General features: G+C 61.4%; 12 protein-coding genes and 1 pseudogene. 4 read left to right on the top strand and 9 right to left on the bottom strand.

From position 1 onward, the window contains the following. The first annotated feature begins 103 nt into the window (after positions 1-103). Positions 104-1,600: an FAD-dependent monooxygenase gene (locus I7X13_RS01780; RefSeq protein WP_198074126.1), complete on the top strand. Its 1,497-nt coding sequence runs from the start codon at positions 104-106 to the stop codon at positions 1,598-1,600. A gap of 139 nt (positions 1,601-1,739) precedes the next feature. Here the strand turns inward: I7X13_RS01780 and I7X13_RS22010 are convergent. From I7X13_RS22010 to I7X13_RS01805, 4 genes and pseudogenes are all read right to left on the bottom strand, one after another. After that, positions 1,740-2,296, bottom strand: a pseudogene (locus I7X13_RS22010) (metal-dependent hydrolase). A gap of 171 nt (positions 2,297-2,467) precedes the next feature. After that, positions 2,468-2,710, bottom strand: a complete 243-nt coding sequence (locus I7X13_RS01795; RefSeq protein ID WP_198070445.1) for a hypothetical protein — start codon at positions 2,708-2,710, stop codon at positions 2,468-2,470. Positions 2,711-2,954: 244 nt separating this feature from the next. Further along, complete coding sequence (locus I7X13_RS01800; protein WP_198074128.1) at positions 2,955-3,638, bottom strand: SIR2 family NAD-dependent protein deacylase; 684 nt, start codon at positions 3,636-3,638, stop codon at positions 2,955-2,957. Between the two features lie 52 nt (positions 3,639-3,690). After that, complete coding sequence (locus I7X13_RS01805) at positions 3,691-4,107, bottom strand: pyridoxamine 5'-phosphate oxidase family protein (RefSeq protein ID WP_198074129.1); 417 nt, start codon at positions 4,105-4,107, stop codon at positions 3,691-3,693. 313 nt (positions 4,108-4,420) lie between these two features. On the opposite strand from I7X13_RS01805, the gene I7X13_RS01810 reads away from it, so the two are divergent. Beyond that, complete coding sequence (locus tag I7X13_RS01810; RefSeq protein ID WP_198074130.1) at positions 4,421-5,242, top strand: alpha/beta fold hydrolase; 822 nt, start codon at positions 4,421-4,423, stop codon at positions 5,240-5,242. Positions 5,243-5,416: 174 nt separating this feature from the next. On the opposite strand, the gene I7X13_RS01815 is transcribed toward I7X13_RS01810, so the two are convergent. The 3 genes from I7X13_RS01815 to I7X13_RS01825 form a co-directional block, all read right to left on the bottom strand. Further along, entirely contained in the window at positions 5,417-6,127 is a 711-nt protein-coding gene (locus I7X13_RS01815; protein ID WP_198074131.1) for a pirin family protein, read from the bottom strand. After that, a complete protein-coding gene (locus tag I7X13_RS01820; RefSeq protein ID WP_198070450.1) occupies positions 6,124-6,708 on the bottom strand; it encodes a nitroreductase family protein in 585 nt (194 codons plus the stop codon). The genes I7X13_RS01815 and I7X13_RS01820 overlap by 4 nt, the downstream gene beginning before the upstream one ends. A gap of 187 nt (positions 6,709-6,895) precedes the next feature. Beyond that, positions 6,896-7,612, bottom strand: coding sequence for a pirin family protein (locus I7X13_RS01825; protein WP_198074132.1), 717 nt, complete (start codon positions 7,610-7,612; stop codon positions 6,896-6,898). A 167-nt stretch (positions 7,613-7,779) separates the two neighbouring features. Between I7X13_RS01825 and I7X13_RS01830 the strand changes: the two genes are divergently transcribed. Beyond that, the gene (locus tag I7X13_RS01830; protein ID WP_213019002.1) at positions 7,780-8,448 is read left to right on the top strand and encodes an HAD family hydrolase; all 669 of its coding nucleotides are present in this window, start codon (positions 7,780-7,782) and stop codon (positions 8,446-8,448) included. On the opposite strand, the gene I7X13_RS01835 is transcribed toward I7X13_RS01830, so the two are convergent. Then, positions 8,449-9,312 (bottom strand): DUF4846 domain-containing protein, encoded by an 864-nt coding sequence (locus I7X13_RS01835; RefSeq protein ID WP_262895081.1) that lies wholly within the window; start codon positions 9,310-9,312, stop codon positions 8,449-8,451. It lies immediately after the preceding gene. A 68-nt stretch (positions 9,313-9,380) separates the two neighbouring features. Then, positions 9,381-11,873, bottom strand: coding sequence for a type I DNA topoisomerase (gene topA, locus I7X13_RS01840; protein ID WP_198074134.1), 2,493 nt, complete (start codon positions 11,871-11,873; stop codon positions 9,381-9,383). 283 nt (positions 11,874-12,156) lie between these two features. On the opposite strand from topA, the gene I7X13_RS01845 reads away from it, so the two are divergent. After that, the gene (locus I7X13_RS01845; RefSeq protein WP_233454633.1) at positions 12,157-16,554 is read left to right on the top strand and encodes a methyl-accepting chemotaxis protein; all 4,398 of its coding nucleotides are present in this window, start codon (positions 12,157-12,159) and stop codon (positions 16,552-16,554) included. Positions 16,555-16,588 lie beyond the last annotated feature (34 nt).

Below are 16,588 nucleotides of genomic sequence, written 5' to 3' on the forward strand. Positions count from 1 at the left end.
AGGTATAACCCTCTTCTACGGCAGAGGAGTAGCATGCGGTTATTTCCGGCGAGCTGAAAGACGCATTCGGCTATATTTACCGGCCCACCAGCCGACTTCGCCGATGAACCCAACTGCTGCTAACGTGCTGATTGCCGGGGCCGGCCCTTCGGGCCTGATGCTGGCGCTGGAGCTGTGCCGCCACGGCCTGCGCCCCCGTATTATCGACCCGCTGCCGGGCCCTTCGCCCCTGAGCCGGGCCTTGGTCATGCACGCCCGCACCCTGGAGCTGCTCGACCGGCATGGATTTGCCGGAACGTTCATCGCGCAGGGCGAAATGGTGCGCGGCGTGGCCCTGCGCCGGAAAGGGCACGTAGCGGCTAAGCTGCCATTGGGCCGCATTGGCGAGGGGCTGAGCCCGTTTCCCTATGCCCTCACAATCTCGCAGGACCAGACGGAGCGGCTGCTGCGCGAGGCACTGGTGCCTTACGGTGTGGCCGTGGAGTGGAACACCAGCCTCACGGGCCTCACGCAGGAAGCGGCCGGGGCCACTGCCACCCTACAGGCCCCTGGCCAACCGCCCGAAACGGTGACTGCAGCCTACGTAGCGGGCTGCGATGGGGCCCACTCGGCCGTGCGGCACGCGCTGGGCATCGGCTTTCCGGGCGGGACGTACGAGCAGGTTTTCTTCGTGGCCGATACCGTGACCGAGGGCCTGGACGAAGATGTCCGGCTGGGGCGGATGCTGGAAGTATCGCTGGCCCCGCGCACCTTCAACGCCTTCTTTCCGATGCCGCAGGGGCGGATGCGCATTATCGGCCTGCTGCCCGATGGGCTGGCCCCGGAAGCCGCCACCTTTGCCACCGTGCAGCCGGGGCTGGAGGCGACCGAGCACGTCCGGGTGCAGTCGGTGAGCTGGTTTGCCACCTACCGGGTGCACCACCGAGTGGCCGACCACTTCCGGCAAGGCCGGGCGTTTCTGGTGGGCGACGCGGGCCATATCCACAGCCCGGCCGGCGGGCAGGGCATGAACACCGGCCTCGGCGATGCCGTGAACCTGGGCTGGAAACTCGCCGCCGTGCTGCAGCACACCGCGCCCGAAGCCCTGCTCGATACCTACGAAGCGGAACGCATCCCCTTTGCGCGGCAGCTGGTGGCCACCACCGACCGCGCGTTCACTGGCGCCACGCGGGCCACGGCCTGGGCCAGCTTCGTGCGCAGCTGGGTGGCGCCGCTACTGCTGCCGCTGGCCGTGCGCGTGCCCGCCATCCGCCGGTTGATGTTTCGTACCATCTCTCAAATAGGCATTAAGTACCCGCATTCGCCCCTGAGCCGGGGCCGGGCCGGGGGCGTGGCAGGCGGGCAGCGCCTGCCCTGGGCTGCCGGGCGCTACGAGGCGTTGCGGCCCGTGGGCTGGCACCTGCTGCACGTTGGCCCGGTGCCGGCGGCGCAGGCGTGGGCGGCGGCGCACAACTTAGCCGCCACACAAATTGCTCCCACCGCTACCGAAGCGCCTGGTACCTTGTACGTGGTGCGGCCCGATGGCTACGTGGGCATGGTGGTGGCCGCGTTTAATGAAATGGAATTTGCCGCCTATGCCCGGCAGTGGCTGAGGCAGTAGGCCGCATCTGCAAGTGAGTAGAGAAGCAATATTTTGCGTCTCGTCGTTGCTTATCCATGTTCGTGTATGTAGTTATCCTCGTTCCACGACCAGACGCAAAATATTGCGTCTCTACATCGGTCAGCATATTTGCTAAGCGTTAGCGTAGCACCGGCTTCTCCCTACGCTGGCCAGTCCATAGCTGCTGCCAGCCCAACAGCAGCAGGCACGGCAGGCCCACCCACAGGGCTTCGCTGGCCAGCACCCGCAGCCCTTTAGCGCCAAAGAACCCCCGGATGCTCAGGGGCGATACTTTGATGGGCCGGAAGGGAAAGAAGTAGCGCTCCGGGTGCCAGGGGCTGAAAAAGGCTACCCCCAGACCGCCCGTCGTCATCGCATCGAGCAGGCCGTGCGAGGCGGTGGCCAAAAACAGCAGCAGCGCGAGCCGCCTAGCGGGTGGCCGCTGGCCGGGGCGGGGCAGCCGGCCCAGCAGGGCGCCCACCGCAGCTACTACAGCCGCGGCCAGCAGCGAATGCGTGAGGCCCTGTGCCCCCAGAGGCTGTCATACGGCACGCCCAGGCGGTAGCCTACGGAGTCCACATCGGGCAGGGCGGCGCAGAGGGCAGCAGCCACCCAATAGGGCCAGTGCCGGCGGTCGGGGAGCAGGAGCTTGCCCAGAGTAGCCCCCAGGGCGGCATGGCCAAATGCGGAAGCCATAAAGTGGGTTAGGGAAAAACGCGACTGGTCCGCCTACCAAGGGCAGGCGGACCAGCGCAAAAAGTCGTTTACCAGCGTCGGATAATGCCGTAGTGTTCGAGCAACCAGAGGGCGGCGATGAGGGCCACGATGATAAGGGCTTTGGGCCAGAATTCGGCCCAGAAGCCGCCCTTAGAGGGGGGCATCCTCGGGCTGCCAGGTCATGACCATGTGGTGCACGGGCAACACCACGAATTCGGGGTGATGGCGCAGGTCTTCGTGGTTGCTCAGGGCCCAGTCGAAGGCAGCCTGCTCGGTTTCGAAGGCTTCGGGCACGCCGGCAATGGGCCTTAGCATCATGTGATTGTGCTGGTGGGCGGCGTCGTGTTCCTTGCGGAGGCCGAGAAGCTGGTATTTGGTGACGAGTCTGTACATGGCGCTAAGGTAGAAAAGAGAAGGTATTTGGTGGGTGATTTTTTTGGGGTTCGCCTGTCATTGCGAGTGGAGCGCAGCGGAACGCGGCAATCCGTCCTCGCTCAGCGACCATTCCTGAGATGTGACAAAGACAAAGCCCAGACATTGCGAAGTATCGGGCTTTCTGGTAAAAGAGAAAGTGTCTGAGTTTTGATAGGACGGATTGCCGCGTTCCGCTGCGCTTCACTCGCAATGACAAACGCCGCTATCCCGCCAGCTCCCTTAGCACCTTGGGCACGCCCGTGCTGGCGGCCTCGGCCACGTAGCGCACGCCGCGGCGGCCGGCTTCGGGCTGGTGCGGGTCGATGACGAAGACGGGGCAGGTGGCGGGGGCGTAGTGCAGCAGGCCGGCGGCCGGGTACACTTGCAGGGAGGTGCCTACCACCAGCAGGGCATCGGCGGTGCTCACGGTTTCGGCGGCTTCTTCGATGGCGGGCACCATCTCGCCAAACCACACAATGTGGGGGCGGAGCTGGTGGCCGTCGGGGGCGAGGTCGCCCAGCTTGATGTCACCGGGGCAGTCGTAGACAGTGGTTTCGTCGGCCACTGAGCGCATCTGGTTCAGCATGCCGTGCAGGTGCAGCACGTCGGTAGAGCCGGCGCGTTCGTGCAGGTCGTCTACGTTCTGGGTGATGATGCTGACGCGCCAGTTGGGTTCTTCTTCGAACCCAGCTAGGGCCAGGTGGGCGGCGTTGGGCTGCACCGTGCGGGCCTGGGCGCGGCGCTGGTTGTAGAAATCGAGCACCAGGGCCGGGTTGCGCGCGAAGCCCTCGGGCGAGGCCACGTCTTCGACGCGGTGCTCTTCCCACAGCCCGTTGGTGTCGCGGAAGGTGCGGATACCGGACTCGGCCGAGACGCCGGCGCCGGTGAGGACGACGAGGTGTTTCATTTTTTGAGGTGAGAGGGTATTGGTGTGAGGGTAGGAGTTGGGTAACGCGCACCTACAGCGTCAGCTCACCTTCTTCCTCGCCGTGCCAGAACTTGATGCGCTTGGCCTGCACCCGAATCAGCACGATGCCGGGCGTGTCTATCCCGTCCTTGAACCAGCGTTTCAGCTCCGGCAGCCAGTGCTTTTCCAAGGTGGCTTTTTGGCGGATGAGGGTGGCCGTGCCTACCACCGACACATAGAGCCAGTCGGGGCCGGAGAAGCCGAGACTGACGTGGGGGTTCTCGGTGATGTCGCTGACCGTGCGGGAGCCCTCATACGTGAAGTAATAAGAGTTGCCGTCGTATTCCACGTCGCCGTTGTTGCTCATGGGGCGGGTGCTGAGGTGGCCGCGGCTGGTGTGAGTGGTGAGCAGGGTGATGTCGAGCTTCGCCATTTTGGCGGCGACGGCTTTAAGGGTGGTTTCGGCCATGAGGATGGGGGAAATGCGTGAGCGCAGAATACGTTGGGAGGGGAGCGGTTGTTTATAAAAAAGCCCGCTGGAGGCAGTGGGTTTTGAAACGGTTAGGGCTGGCGTTACTAAGGGCTTAGTGGTGGGCTACGGGGCCAGCCAGTAGGCGGGGAAGCCGGTTTACCGCTGCGGATACTGATGAGATAATAGTTAATATTTAGGAAACATTATATTTAGCCGCCTGGCGGTTAGCTTTACGCAGCCGGGCCACCAGGCGGCATACCAACGCCAGGACCCTGATGCCTTTTCTTACCTCATTTTCTGCAACGTACTTATGGCAACTCTCAAGGTTAAAGACGGTACCGAAATCTATTATAAGGACTGGGGCACCGGCCAGCCGCTGGTGTTTCACCACGGCTGGCCGCTCTCGAGCGACGACTGGGACTCCCAGATGATGTTTTTCCTGAACAAAGGCTACCGGGTGATTGCAGCCGACCGCCGCGGGCACGGCCGCTCAGGGCAAGCCGCCACCGGCCACGACATGGACACCTACGTGGCCGACATCATCGAGCTAGCCGACCACCTCGACCTCAAGGATGCCGTGCACATCGGCCATTCCACGGGCGGGGGCGTGGCCATTCGCTACGCCGCTCGGGCGGCCCGGGGCCGCGTGGCCAAGGCGGTGCTCATCAGCGCCGTACCGCCCCTCATGGCGCAAACCCCCGCCAACCCCGACGGCGTGCCCATGGCGGTGTTTGATGAAATTCGGGAGAGCACGGCCACCAACCGAGCGCAGTATTTTCAGGATTTCACCCTGCCGTTCTACGGCTACAACCGCCCGGGCGCCCAGGTGAAGCAGGGCATCCGCGACAACTGGTGGCGGCAGGGCATGAACGGCGGGGCCAATGCCCACTACCTCGGCGTCAAGGCATTCTCGGAAACCGATTTCACCGAAGACCTGAAAAGCGTGACCGTGCCCGTGCTGTTGCTGCACGGCGAGGACGACCAGATTGTGCCGTTCGGCATTAGCAGCGCCAAGTCCATCAAGCTGCTGCAGCACGGCAAGCTGATTTCGTACCCCGGCTTCCCGCACGGCATGCCCGCCACGGAAGCCGCCACCATCAACGCCGATTTGCTGGCCTTTATTCAAGGGTAGGGCGTTGACGCGGGTTTGTACTGTAACAAAAAAGCTGCCCTGGTATGGGGCAGCTTTTTTTGTGTTATCAGGGACATGGGCCGGTTATAGAGACGCATAATTGCGTCTCGTCGGCCGCATCGTTCAGATATTGTCCAATGACGAGACGCAATTATGCGTCTCTACGCCTCTCATTTAATGGTTAATCGGGCACTCGATGAGCAGAAACCGCGCACCAGCTGCCGCTTCAATGCTCACGCGGTCCGTGTCCCAGATGCCGAGGCTGTCGCGCTCCCGCACTTCCTGGCCGGCCACCGTTACGCTGCCGCTGATGACGAACAGAAACAGCAGCTTATTCAGCGGCATGAAGCTATAATTCACTGTTTGCGTCTCAGTATAGTAGCCGAGGGATAGTTTCGCGTTCTGGTTTATCCAGCAGTGGGCGGTGCCTTCCTCATTGCTCACGATGGTGGTGAGCTGGTTCACGCGCTGGGCTTCCGGAAACTGGCGGCGCTGGTAGCGCGGGCCGATGTTCTGGAGCTTGGGCTCAATCCAGATTTGCAGGAAATTCACGTCGGTGTCGCCCACGTTGTGCTCCTCGTGGCGCAGGCCGCTGCCCGCGCTCATGATTTGCACCCAGTCCTGGTGCACCACTTCGGTGTAGCCGAGGGTGTCTTTGTGGTTCATGCTGCCGGCCAGCATCACGGAGATGATTTCCATGTTGGCGTGGCCGTGGATGCCGAAGCCGCCGCCGGGCTGCACTACGTCGTCGTTGAAGGTGCGGAGCAGGCCGAAGCCGCTGCGCTCCGGGTCGGCATACGGCCCGAAGCTGAGCGAGAGGTTGCTTTTCAGCCAGCCAATGTCCTTGAGGCCGCGCTCGGCGGCGCGGGTGAGGCGGGTTTTCATTGCGCGGCGGGCAACTCGTTGCGGAAGGCGAATTCAGCTACCGGTTTACGGCTGCGGGCGGCCTTTTCGCGGCTCAGGAAGGGTTCTTCAAGCTGCTCGGCCTCGCCGATGTAGCCGAGGGCCATTACCACGGCCGGCGTGAGGTTGTCGGGCAGATTGAACTCGCGGCGGGTCTTGTCGCGGTCGAAGCCGCCCATCACGTGCCCGTGCAGGCCCAGCGCGGTGGCTTCAAGGAAGAGAGTGGCATTAGCAGCGCCGAGGTCGTGCATGGCCGCGCCGTTGGGCTGGCCGTCGGCGTTGGCCGTTTGGGCCAGGGCGATGATGAGCACGGGCGCGTTTTTGGCCCAGGGCTGGTTGCCGGGCATCAGGCAATCGAGGATTTTCTGGAAGGCTTCGGTGTCGGCCTTGTGCGCGTAGATGTACTGCCAGGGCTGCAAATTCATGGCGCTGAACGCCCAGGAAGCAGCTTCAAATACCTGATTCAGTTTTTCCTGCTCCACGGGCTGCGCGGAGAAGGAGCGGGGGCTCCAACGGTTGCGAATGAGCTCGTGAACGGGGTAGGTGGTGGGGGCGGGTTTCATGTTTTGGCGGTTCGCCTCACTCCTCGGCCCCCGCTCCGGTGGAGAGGGAGAGCCAAGGCGGCGCGGCTGGGTTGATTTAGTAGGTTAGTTGTTTGAAGCTTATTAGCAAGAAAGGTCGCATAAATGTTCGGCAGGCGCCCCCTCCACCGGAGCGGGGGCTGAGGAGTGAGGCGAACCGCCAGAACAATTAAAATTGCATCGGCACTTCCATCAGCAGCAACTCGGCGTTGCTGTCGGCGCTGATTTCGAGTTTCTCGGTGTCCCAGATGCCGAAGCCGTCGCGGCGGTGCAGGGCCTGGCCGTTGATGGTCACGTCCCCTTCCAGCACGAAAGCGTAGACGCCGTTGCCGGATTTTTTCACGGCATAGTCGGTCGCAAAGCCTTTATCGAGGTTGCCGATGTGGAACCAGGCATCTTGATTGATATGCGGGTTGGTGCCGTCGCCGGCGGGCGATACCACTTGCAGCAGCTGGTTGTGGCGGGCCTCCGGGGCGAAGGTTTCCTGGCCGTAGTTTGGCTTGATGCCCCGCTCTTTCGGGAACACCCAGATTTGCAGAAATTTCACTTCCTGATGCTGGTTGTGGTTTTTCTCGGAGTGGGCCACGCCGGTGCCGGCGCTCATCACCTGCACGTCGTGCTGGCGAATGACGGTTTTGTTGCCCATCGAATCTTGGTGCTCCAAGTCGCCGGAGAGCGGGATGGAGATAATCTCCATGTTGTCGTGCGGGTGCTTGCTGAAGCCCATGCCGCCGGCCACGGTGTCGTCGTTCAGCACGCGCAGCGCGCCGAAGTGCACGCGCTCGGGGTTGTTGTAGCCGGCAAAGCTGAAGGTGTGAAAGGAATTGAGCCAGCCATGGTTGGCGTGGCCTCGGGTGTTGGCGGGATGCAGAACGGTGTTAGCCATGATAGGGGCGTTAGTTAGATGCGTTGGTGTGACAAATGTAGATACATTTGATGTATATACATCATTTCCGATAGAAAAGTTTTCCAACTTCTATTATTTCTGTTGCGGGCAGGGGCTGTGCGGCCAGCCGGTACCTTTGCCCTGGTTATTCTCCTGCTTCCACTTTCATGATTCACACGGTAATCTTCGACATGGACGGCGTTATTATCGACACCGAGCCCATTCACCGCCACGCTTTCTTCACGCAGTTTGCCGAACTGGGTATTCCCGTTTCGGCCGCCGAGTATGCGACTTTTCTGGGCAAATCGACGCGCAACGTCTTCCAGCTGCTTAAGCAGAAATATGGCCTCAGGCAGGACGTGGAAGCCATGGTCATGCGCAAGCGCGAGTTGTTCAACCAGTCTTTTGACGAAGATGCCAGTCTCGACCTGCTGCCCGGCGTGCGGGTGCTCATCGAAGACCTGCGCCGCCACGACGTGCAGCTGGTAGTCGCATCTTCAGCCTCCAAAGCCACCATTGCCCGGGTGTTCGACCGTTTCGGACTGGGCGAGTACTTCGCCTACCGCATTAGCGGCGAAGACTTTGCCGAGTCCAAGCCCAACCCGGCCATCTTCCTGCGCGCCGCCGAACTGGCCGGAACCCCCGTCACCAAGTGCATCGTCATCGAAGACGCGGCCAACGGCGTAGCCGCGGCCAAGGCGGCCGGAATTTATTGCATCGCCTACCTCAGTCCCCATTCCGAAGGCCAGGACCTGCACCAGGCCGACCGCATTATTCGGAGTTTCGATGAGTTGAGCGCGGTCAGCATTGAAGCCATTGTGCCGGTTAAAGCGTAGCTATTCAAACCGCTTCAACTCCTCGCGGGCAAACGTCCACTCCGGCGTATCAAACTCGGCCCCGGCCGGCCCGGGTACGGCAAACCAGGCGCCGAGTGCCGGTGCATCAATATTGCGAAGCACGTGAATGCTCTGGGCCGGCATATAGCTCTGGGCCAGCAGCACATATTTCTGGTGCGAGGCCGGGTTCTCGGCCACATCAACTACCAGTACCGCGTGGCCGGGCGCGCCGCCGTGAATGAGCACGTCGCCGGGCTGCACCTGCGCCAGCGGCACCGGCCGCAGCTCCCGGCTCAGCGACTTCGTGCCCGCGTACCCGAACGTGGGCACCAGGTAGCGGACCAGCGCCGCGTGGGTGGGCGCTTCGGCGGGCCGGGTTGCTGGTAGCACCTCCTCGTTGGCTACCCGAAACGTGCGCCCGGCCACAAAGTCCGAAAACCAGAAATCATAGCCCGTGGTGAGGTGAAAATGCACCTTGTTCGGGTCGTGGCTAAAACCGTATTCGGCCCGCAGCCTAATCACGGCATCGGCGCACTGCTGCAAATCCTGGGGCGGCACGTCGATGTTGACCACCGCCGCCACCACGTCTTGCCGGTCCTTTAGCTGGCCGTTGTAGAGGCGGGCTTTGGTACCAGCCGGCTTCAGGGGCAGCCAGCGGAGCCACTCGCCCCACGAGCTGGCGGCCACGGGCACTCGTTGGCAGCCGGCGGGAGGCAAAAAGCGGGTCGCCAAAGTCTGGCCGACCGGGACCCATGCCTCCAGCCACGGGTAAGCAAGGTCAACCGGACGTCCCTCGGGTCCGGGCGACGCACTCACGAGAATTAAGGACAACGCAACCGGAAGCAACAGGCGACTAAACAGCATAAGCGAAAACCCAAAAAAGCCCGCGAAGTGCGGGCTTTTTGGACGGTCTGAACGCCAGGGCGCAAAAATTATTTTGCCTTAGCAGCGGGCTTTTTAGCGGTGGCAGTTTTCGTGGCCGGCTTCTTGGCAGCAGGCTTCTTTTTGGCCGCTGGTTTTTTAGCGGTGGCCTTGGCGGTTTTTTTAGCCGGCGCATCCGCGTCTTTCTCCTCCTTGGCGGGAGCAGCTTTTTTGCCGAATCGGCCACCTTTGGGCTTTTCGGGCGTGGCATCGGCCAGCTCGATGCAGCGCTCCAGCGTGAGTTCGGTAGGCTCTTCGCCCTTGGGAATCTTCACGTTCTTCTTGCCCGCCACGATGTAAGGACCGAAACGGCCGTTCAGCACCTGAATATCGGGGTTTTCGGGGAAGCTTTTGATGAGGCGCTCGGCGTCGGTTTTGCGCTTGTTCTCAATCAGGGCCACGGCTTCTTCGGCCGTGATGGTGTGCGGGTCCTGCTCCTTGGTAAGAGAGAAGAACTTGCTGTCGTGGCGGATATAAGGACCGAAACGGCCCAGCGCGGCCGTCATGGCCTTATCCTCGAACTCGCCCACCACACGCGGCAGCTTGAATAACTCCAGCGCGTCTTCGAGCGTGATGCTTTCAATGAACTGTCCCTTGCGCAGGTTGGCGTAGGCCGGTTTGGTTTCGCCTTCGGTGTCGCCCAGGGCCACGTAGGGGCCGTATTTACCCAGGCGGGCCGAGATACGCTCGCCGGTTTCGGGGTGCACGCCCAGCTCGCGGGTGCCGCCCACGGTGCTGCGGTCGATGTCCTGCCCGGCCTCAATAGTCGCGTGGAACTTGCCGTAGAAACCCGTCAGCATCTGCGTCCAGTTTTCGTGGCCGTTGGCAATCTGGTCGAACTCGTCCTCCACCTTAGCCGTGAACTGGTAGTCCACAATCACCGGAAAGTGCGCCACCAGAAAGTCGTTCACCACCATGGCCGTATCGGTGGGAAACAGCTTGGCTTTCTCAGCGCCGTAGTTCTCGGTTTTTACTTCGGTCTGCACCGCGTTGCCGTCCAGCGTCAACACGTGGAATTTGCGCTCCTTGCCCTCCCGCGAATCCTTCTCTACATAGCCGCGCTTCTGCACGGTGCTGATGGTCGGGGCGTAAGTTGAAGGCCGGCCAATGCCCATTTCCTCCAGCTTTTTCACCAGCGAAGCCTCGGTGTAGCGCGCCGGCGGCGACGAAAACCGCTCCGTGGCGCTCAGGCGCTGCAAGGGCAGGTTCTGGCCCACGCTCAGTGGCGGCAGGCCGCGCGAGAAGCTGCTTTCGCCGTCTTTGGCGTCGTCCTCTTCCTCCTCGTCCTTGCTCTCGGCATACACTTTCAGGAAGCCCTCGAAGGTAATCACCTCGCCGCTGGCCGTTAGTGTTACGCCCGGCTGGGTGCTGATGCCGATAACCGCCGTGGTGCGCTCAATCACCGCCTCCGCCATTTGCGAAGCCATGGCCCGCTTGCGGATGAGGTCGTACAGCCGCTGTTCCGACGCATCCGAGCCCGCTTTCACCGCGCTGAAATCCGTGGGGCGAATGGCTTCGTGCGCCTCCTGGGCCGAGGCCGACTTGGTTTTGAATGTGCGCGTGTGGTGGTATTCGGCCCCATAAGCTGCCGTGATGGCCGCCTGTGCGCCCGCCAGTGCTTCCTGACTCAGGTTCACCGAGTCTGTGCGCATGTAGCTGATTTTACCGGCTTCGTACAGTTTCTGCGCCACGCTCATTGTCTGCGCCACCGAGAAGCCCAGCTTGCGCGAAGCTTCCTGCTGCAGCGTGGACGTGGTAAATGGCGCGGCCGGGCTGCGCTTGCCGGGCTTCTTATCCAGGCTCTCAATCTGGTACGACGCCCCCACGCAACGCTGCAAAAAGGCCTCGGCTTCTTCGCGCGTCTTATAACGAGTGGGCAGCTCGGCCTCCAGCATGGCCCCGCGGCCGGCATCAAAGCGGGCCACAACGCGGTAGGCGCTTGCCCGCAAAAACTGGCTGATTTCGCGCTCCCGCTCCACCACCAGCCGCACGGCCACGCTCTGCACACGGCCAGCGCTCAGGCCGGGCTTCACCTTTTTCCAGAGCACCGGGCTCAGTTCAAAGCCCACGAGGCGGTCGAGCACGCGGCGGGCCTGCTGGGCATTCACCAGGTCCTGGTTCACCGTGCGCGGGTCGGCAATAGCACCCAGAATGGCGTTTTTGGTGATTTCGCGGAATACGATGCGCTTGGTTTTGGCTTCGGGCAGGTTCAGCGTTTCGGCCAGGTGCCACGAGATGGCTTCGCCCTCGCGGTCATCGTCACTCGCCAACCAGACGGTTTCGGCTTCCTTCGAAAGTTTTTTTAGCTGCGCGATGAGCTCGCGCTTGTCGGCCGAAACCACATAGGTGGGCTTGAAACCGTTGGCAATATCGATGGCATTGTTGTCCTTCGGCAAGTCGCGGACGTGGCCGTAGCTGGAACGCACCACGAAATCCTGGCCGAGGTAGCCTTCAATGGTTTTCGCCTTGGCCGGCGACTCGACGATAACTAAATTCTTGACCATGTGGGCGGGTAAGGGGTGCGGCAGTAGGAGAGGGGTAACTGTGAAGGTGAAACGACCAGCTGCGACGAAAAGTTAAAATTGGCCGCAAAGATGCCGCTTAAATCTTAGCAGCCGCATCCGGTAGCAATAATCCGGCCGGAGCCGCGCCTCGGGAACGAGTCAGCAGCCCGGCGGGTTCAGCGCCGTACCGGGCGGGGTTATCTTTGCTTATTCGCGGCTAACCCCCGTACTTCGCCCTCCCGATTAGCTTTCCCCTTCCTGAATCGATTCCCATACTATTAATATGGCTTCCCCCCAGAATCCGCGACCCAAGGCTCGGCGTGCCGCTGCAACTCCTACGGATGTCATTGACGGCGCAACGCCGGACGCCGGCGCTGTTTCAGCGCTCGACGTGGTGCGCACCAACAACGACCTGACCCGCAAGAAGGGCGGCTCGCGCGGCTCCGTCGACACCCAGGACCCGGGCTACGTAAACGACCAGCTCAATCGGGTGCTTTACGCGCTTGATGCCTTTAAGAAGGGCGACGTGTCGGTGCGGCTCACCAAGCAGAACGACGACATTTTCGCCGAAATCGCGGAAGCCTACAACTCGATGGTGGACATGATTGCCGGGGTAGGGGGCGAGGTGTCGCGCATCTCGAAAGTGGCCGGGGTGGAAGGCAACCTGAAAGCTCGGGCCTCGGCCGATAGCGCTGCCGGCTTCTGGCGCGACATGGTAAACAACATCAACGGCCTGGTGGACAGCATCGCCGTGCCAGTGTTGGAAGTGGGCAAGGTACTGAAGAACATCAGCCGCGGCAATCTGGACGAAAGCTTCCAGATTCCGGTATCGGGCGACTTTAAGTTGATGGCCGAAACTATCAACAAAACGATTGACAACTTGAACATCTTCGCCGGCGAGGTAACCCGCGTGGCGCAAGAGGTAGGCACCGAAGGGAAGCTCGGTGGCCAGGCTTCGGTGCCCAACGTGGGCGGCATCTGGAAAGACCTGACCGACAACGTAAACAACATGGCCTCGAACCTCACCGTGCAGGTACGAGACATCGCCAACGTGGCAACTGCGGTAGCTAAAGGCGACTTGTCGCAAAAGATTACCGTTGATGTAAAAGGCGAATTCCTGCAGCTGAAGCAGAACCTGAACCAGATGGTAGACTCGCTGAACCTGTTTGCCGGCGAGGTAACCCGCGTGGCGCAGGAAGTGGGTACGGAAGGAAAACTCGGCGGCCAGGCCAGCGTGCCGAACGTGGCCGGCGTGTGGAAGGACCTGACGGATAACGTAAACAACATGGCCAGCAACCTGACTTCTCAGGTGCGGGACATTGCCAACGTAGCAACGGCCGTAGCTAAAGGCGACTTGAGCCAGAAAGTAACCGTCGATGTAAAAGGCGAGCTGCTCCAGCTGAAGCAGAACCTGAACCAGATGGTGGACTCGCTGAACCTGTTTGCCGGCGAGGTAACCCGCGTGGCGCAGGAAGTAGGCACCGAAGGCCGCCTCGGCGGCCAGGCCTCGGTACCCAGCGTGGCCGGTGTGTGGAAAGACCTGACGGACAACGTAAACTACATGGCTAGTAACCTGACTAGTCAGGTACGAGACATTGCCAACGTAGCCACGGCCGTAGCTAAAGGTGACCTGACGCAGACGGTTACCGTTGATGTAAAAGGCGAATTCCTGCAGCTGAAGCAGAACCTGAACCAGATGGTGGCGTCCCTCAACCTGTTTGCCGGCGAGGTAACCCGCGTGGCCCAGGAGGTGGGAACTGAAGGTAAACTCGGCGGCCAGGCCAGCGTACCAAACGTGGCCGGTGTGTGGAAAGCCCTCACCGACAACGTAAACGACATGGCCGCAGCTCTTACCTCGCAGGTACGGGACATTGCCAACGTGGCCACGGCCGTAGCCCGCGGCGACTTGAGCCAGAAGATGACGGTAAACGTGAAGGGCGAAATCCTGGAGCTGAAGAACATCCTCAACCAGATGGTGGACTCGCTCAACATCTTTGGCGACGAAGTAACCCGCGTGGCCCGCGAAGTAGGTACCGAAGGCAAACTCGGCGGCCAGGCCGTAGTGCCCCGCGTAGGCGGCACCTGGAAAGAGCTGACCGACAACGTGAACACGATGGCCTCGAACTTGACCAGTCAGGTACGAGACATTGCCAACGTAGCAACCGCCGTATCGAAAGGTGACCTTTCGCAGAAAATCACGGTAGATGTAAAAGGCGAGCTGCTGGACCTGAAGGACAACCTGAACCAAATGGTGGACTCGCTCAACATCTTCGCCGGCGAGGTAACCCGCGTGGCCCGCGAAGTGGGCACGGAGGGTATCCTCGGCGGTCAGGCCAACGTGCCGAAAGTCTCGGGTACCTGGAAGGATTTGACGGACAACGTGAACACGATGGCCAGCAACCTGACTTCGCAGATGCGGGACATTGCCAACGTAGCAACGGCCGTAGCCAAAGGCGACCTTTCGCAGAAAATCACGGTTAACGTGCGCGGCGAGCTGCTCCAGTTGAAGGAAAACCTCAACGAAATGGTGGACTCGCTCAACATCTTCGGTGACGAAGTAACCCGCGTGGCCCGCGAAGTAGGTACCGAAGGCAAACTCGGCGGCCAAGCCAAAGTGCCCAACGTGCGCGGCACCTGGAAAGACCTGACGGACAACGTAAACACGATGGCCAGCAACCTGACTTCTCAGGTGCGGGACATTGCCAACGTGGCCACCGCCGTATCGCGCGGCGACCTGAGCCAGAAGGTATCGGTAAACGTCAATGGCGAGCTGTTGGACCTGAAGGACAACTTGAACCAGATGGTGGACTCCCTGAACATCTTCGCCGGCGAGGTAACCCGTGTGGCGCAGGAAGTAGGTACCGAAGGCAAACTGGGTGGCCAGGCCAGTGTGCCGAACGTGGCCGGCGTGTGGAAGGAACTGACCGACAACGTAAACTACATGGCCTCCAACCTCACCACGCAGGTGCGGGGCATCGTGAAAGTTGTGACGGCGGTATCGAAGGGTGACTTGACGCAGAAGCTGACGCTGCAAGCCAAAGGCGAAGTGGCCGACCTGGCCGACACCATCAACAGCATGGTGGATGACCTAAACCGCCTCGCCGTCGAAGTTAGCCGCGTGGCGAAAGTAGCCGGTGTGGAAGGCAAACTGACCGAGCGCGCCACGGTAGGCGGCGTGTCGGGTAGCTGGAAAGAATTGGTGGATACGCTCAACGCCCTGCTCGAATCCATCGCCTCGCCGGTGCTGGAAGTGGCCCGCGTGGTGCGCGCCATCTCGGAAGGCGACCTGACTCAGCGCGTAGACGTGCCGACCACGGGCGACATTCTGGCCATGGCCGACGCCCTGAACCTTGCCGTCGAAAACCTGAACGAGCTGCTCGGCGAAATCAACGACTCGTCGCAGATTGTGGGTACTTCTTCGGAAGAAATGGCTGGCAAAGGACAGGAAATGAGCCGCGTAACCGTCGATGTGGCCCTGGCCATGCAGCAGATGGCCGAAGGTGCTCAGAACCAGGCTTTGAAAACCGACCAGGCCTTTAAGCTGATTGAAGAAATCATGCAGGCCACCAAGGAAACGGCCAACAAGGCCGACGTCGTGAACAAATCGGCAATCTTGGGTGAGCAAACCTCGCAGCTCGGTCTGAAAACGGTGGCCGAAGTGGTGAAAAACATGGAAGAGATATCCAGCGCCGCTTCGCAAACTTCACGCACTATCGAAGTATTGAGCACCCGTTCGGGCGAAATTAGCAAGTCGCTGGGCGTAATCACAGACATCGCCTCGCAAACCAACCTGCTGGCTCTGAACGCCGCCATCGAAGCAGCCCGCGCCGGGGAAGCCGGCCGTGGTTTCGCCGTAGTAGCCGAGGAAATCCGGAAGCTGGCTGAAAGCTCCCGCCGTTCGGCCAACGAAATTGCCACGCTGGTTGACGACGTGAAAAAGGATACGACCACGGCAGCCACGGCTATTTCGACCATGGAAAACCGCGTATTGAAAGGCAAGAACGCCACGTTCGAAGCCAGCTCGGCCTTTAAAAACATTGCCACCAGTTCAGGCGAAACGCTCCGCACCTCGCGCGACATTCTCACGGCTACCGAGGTACAGAAAACTTCGATTGGCGACGTGGTGAAGTACGTGGAAGAAGTGGTAGCCATTGCTGAGCAAACGGCTACCGGCACGCAGCAGGTAGCCGGCACAGCTAAGCAACTATCGACGGCCATGCAGGAGCTGACCACCAGCTCGCAGCGCCTCACCGACATTGCCGACGACCTCCAGGCCGGCCTCGAAACCTTCCAGCTCAGTTCCTACGAGCCGGAGCCCGAGCCGGAGCCTGTGCGCCGTGGTGCCCGCGATACGTACCGCGCCCGCGAATCGTACGACGCCGCGCCACAAGCGCAGAATGGCATGGCCGCCCGCCGCGCCCAGAGCCGTAGCGATGCCGCGCCAGTTGCCGCTGAAACCGGCCGGCAGTCCAATCCCCGCCGTGCCCGTGCCGAAGTCGCAGTGCCCGCCGCAGCGCCAGCTCCTGCCCGCCGCGAGCGCCCGGCACGGGCGCAGGCAGCCCAGGCGGAAAAGCCTCAGCCCGAGGCTGCTGTTAATGGCAAAGCTGCAAAAAATGGTCAGGTTGCGAAAAACGGCCAGGCCAACAAAGCTGCGGTAAAGTCTAAAGCGAAAGCCAAATAATTCTCAATCCATTCGTTTAGCCCTTTTTCGACTA

Origin of the sequence: Hymenobacter negativus (assembly GCF_016056375.1) — a bacterium.
Classification (GTDB): domain Bacteria; phylum Bacteroidota; class Bacteroidia; order Cytophagales; family Hymenobacteraceae; genus Hymenobacter; species Hymenobacter negativus_A.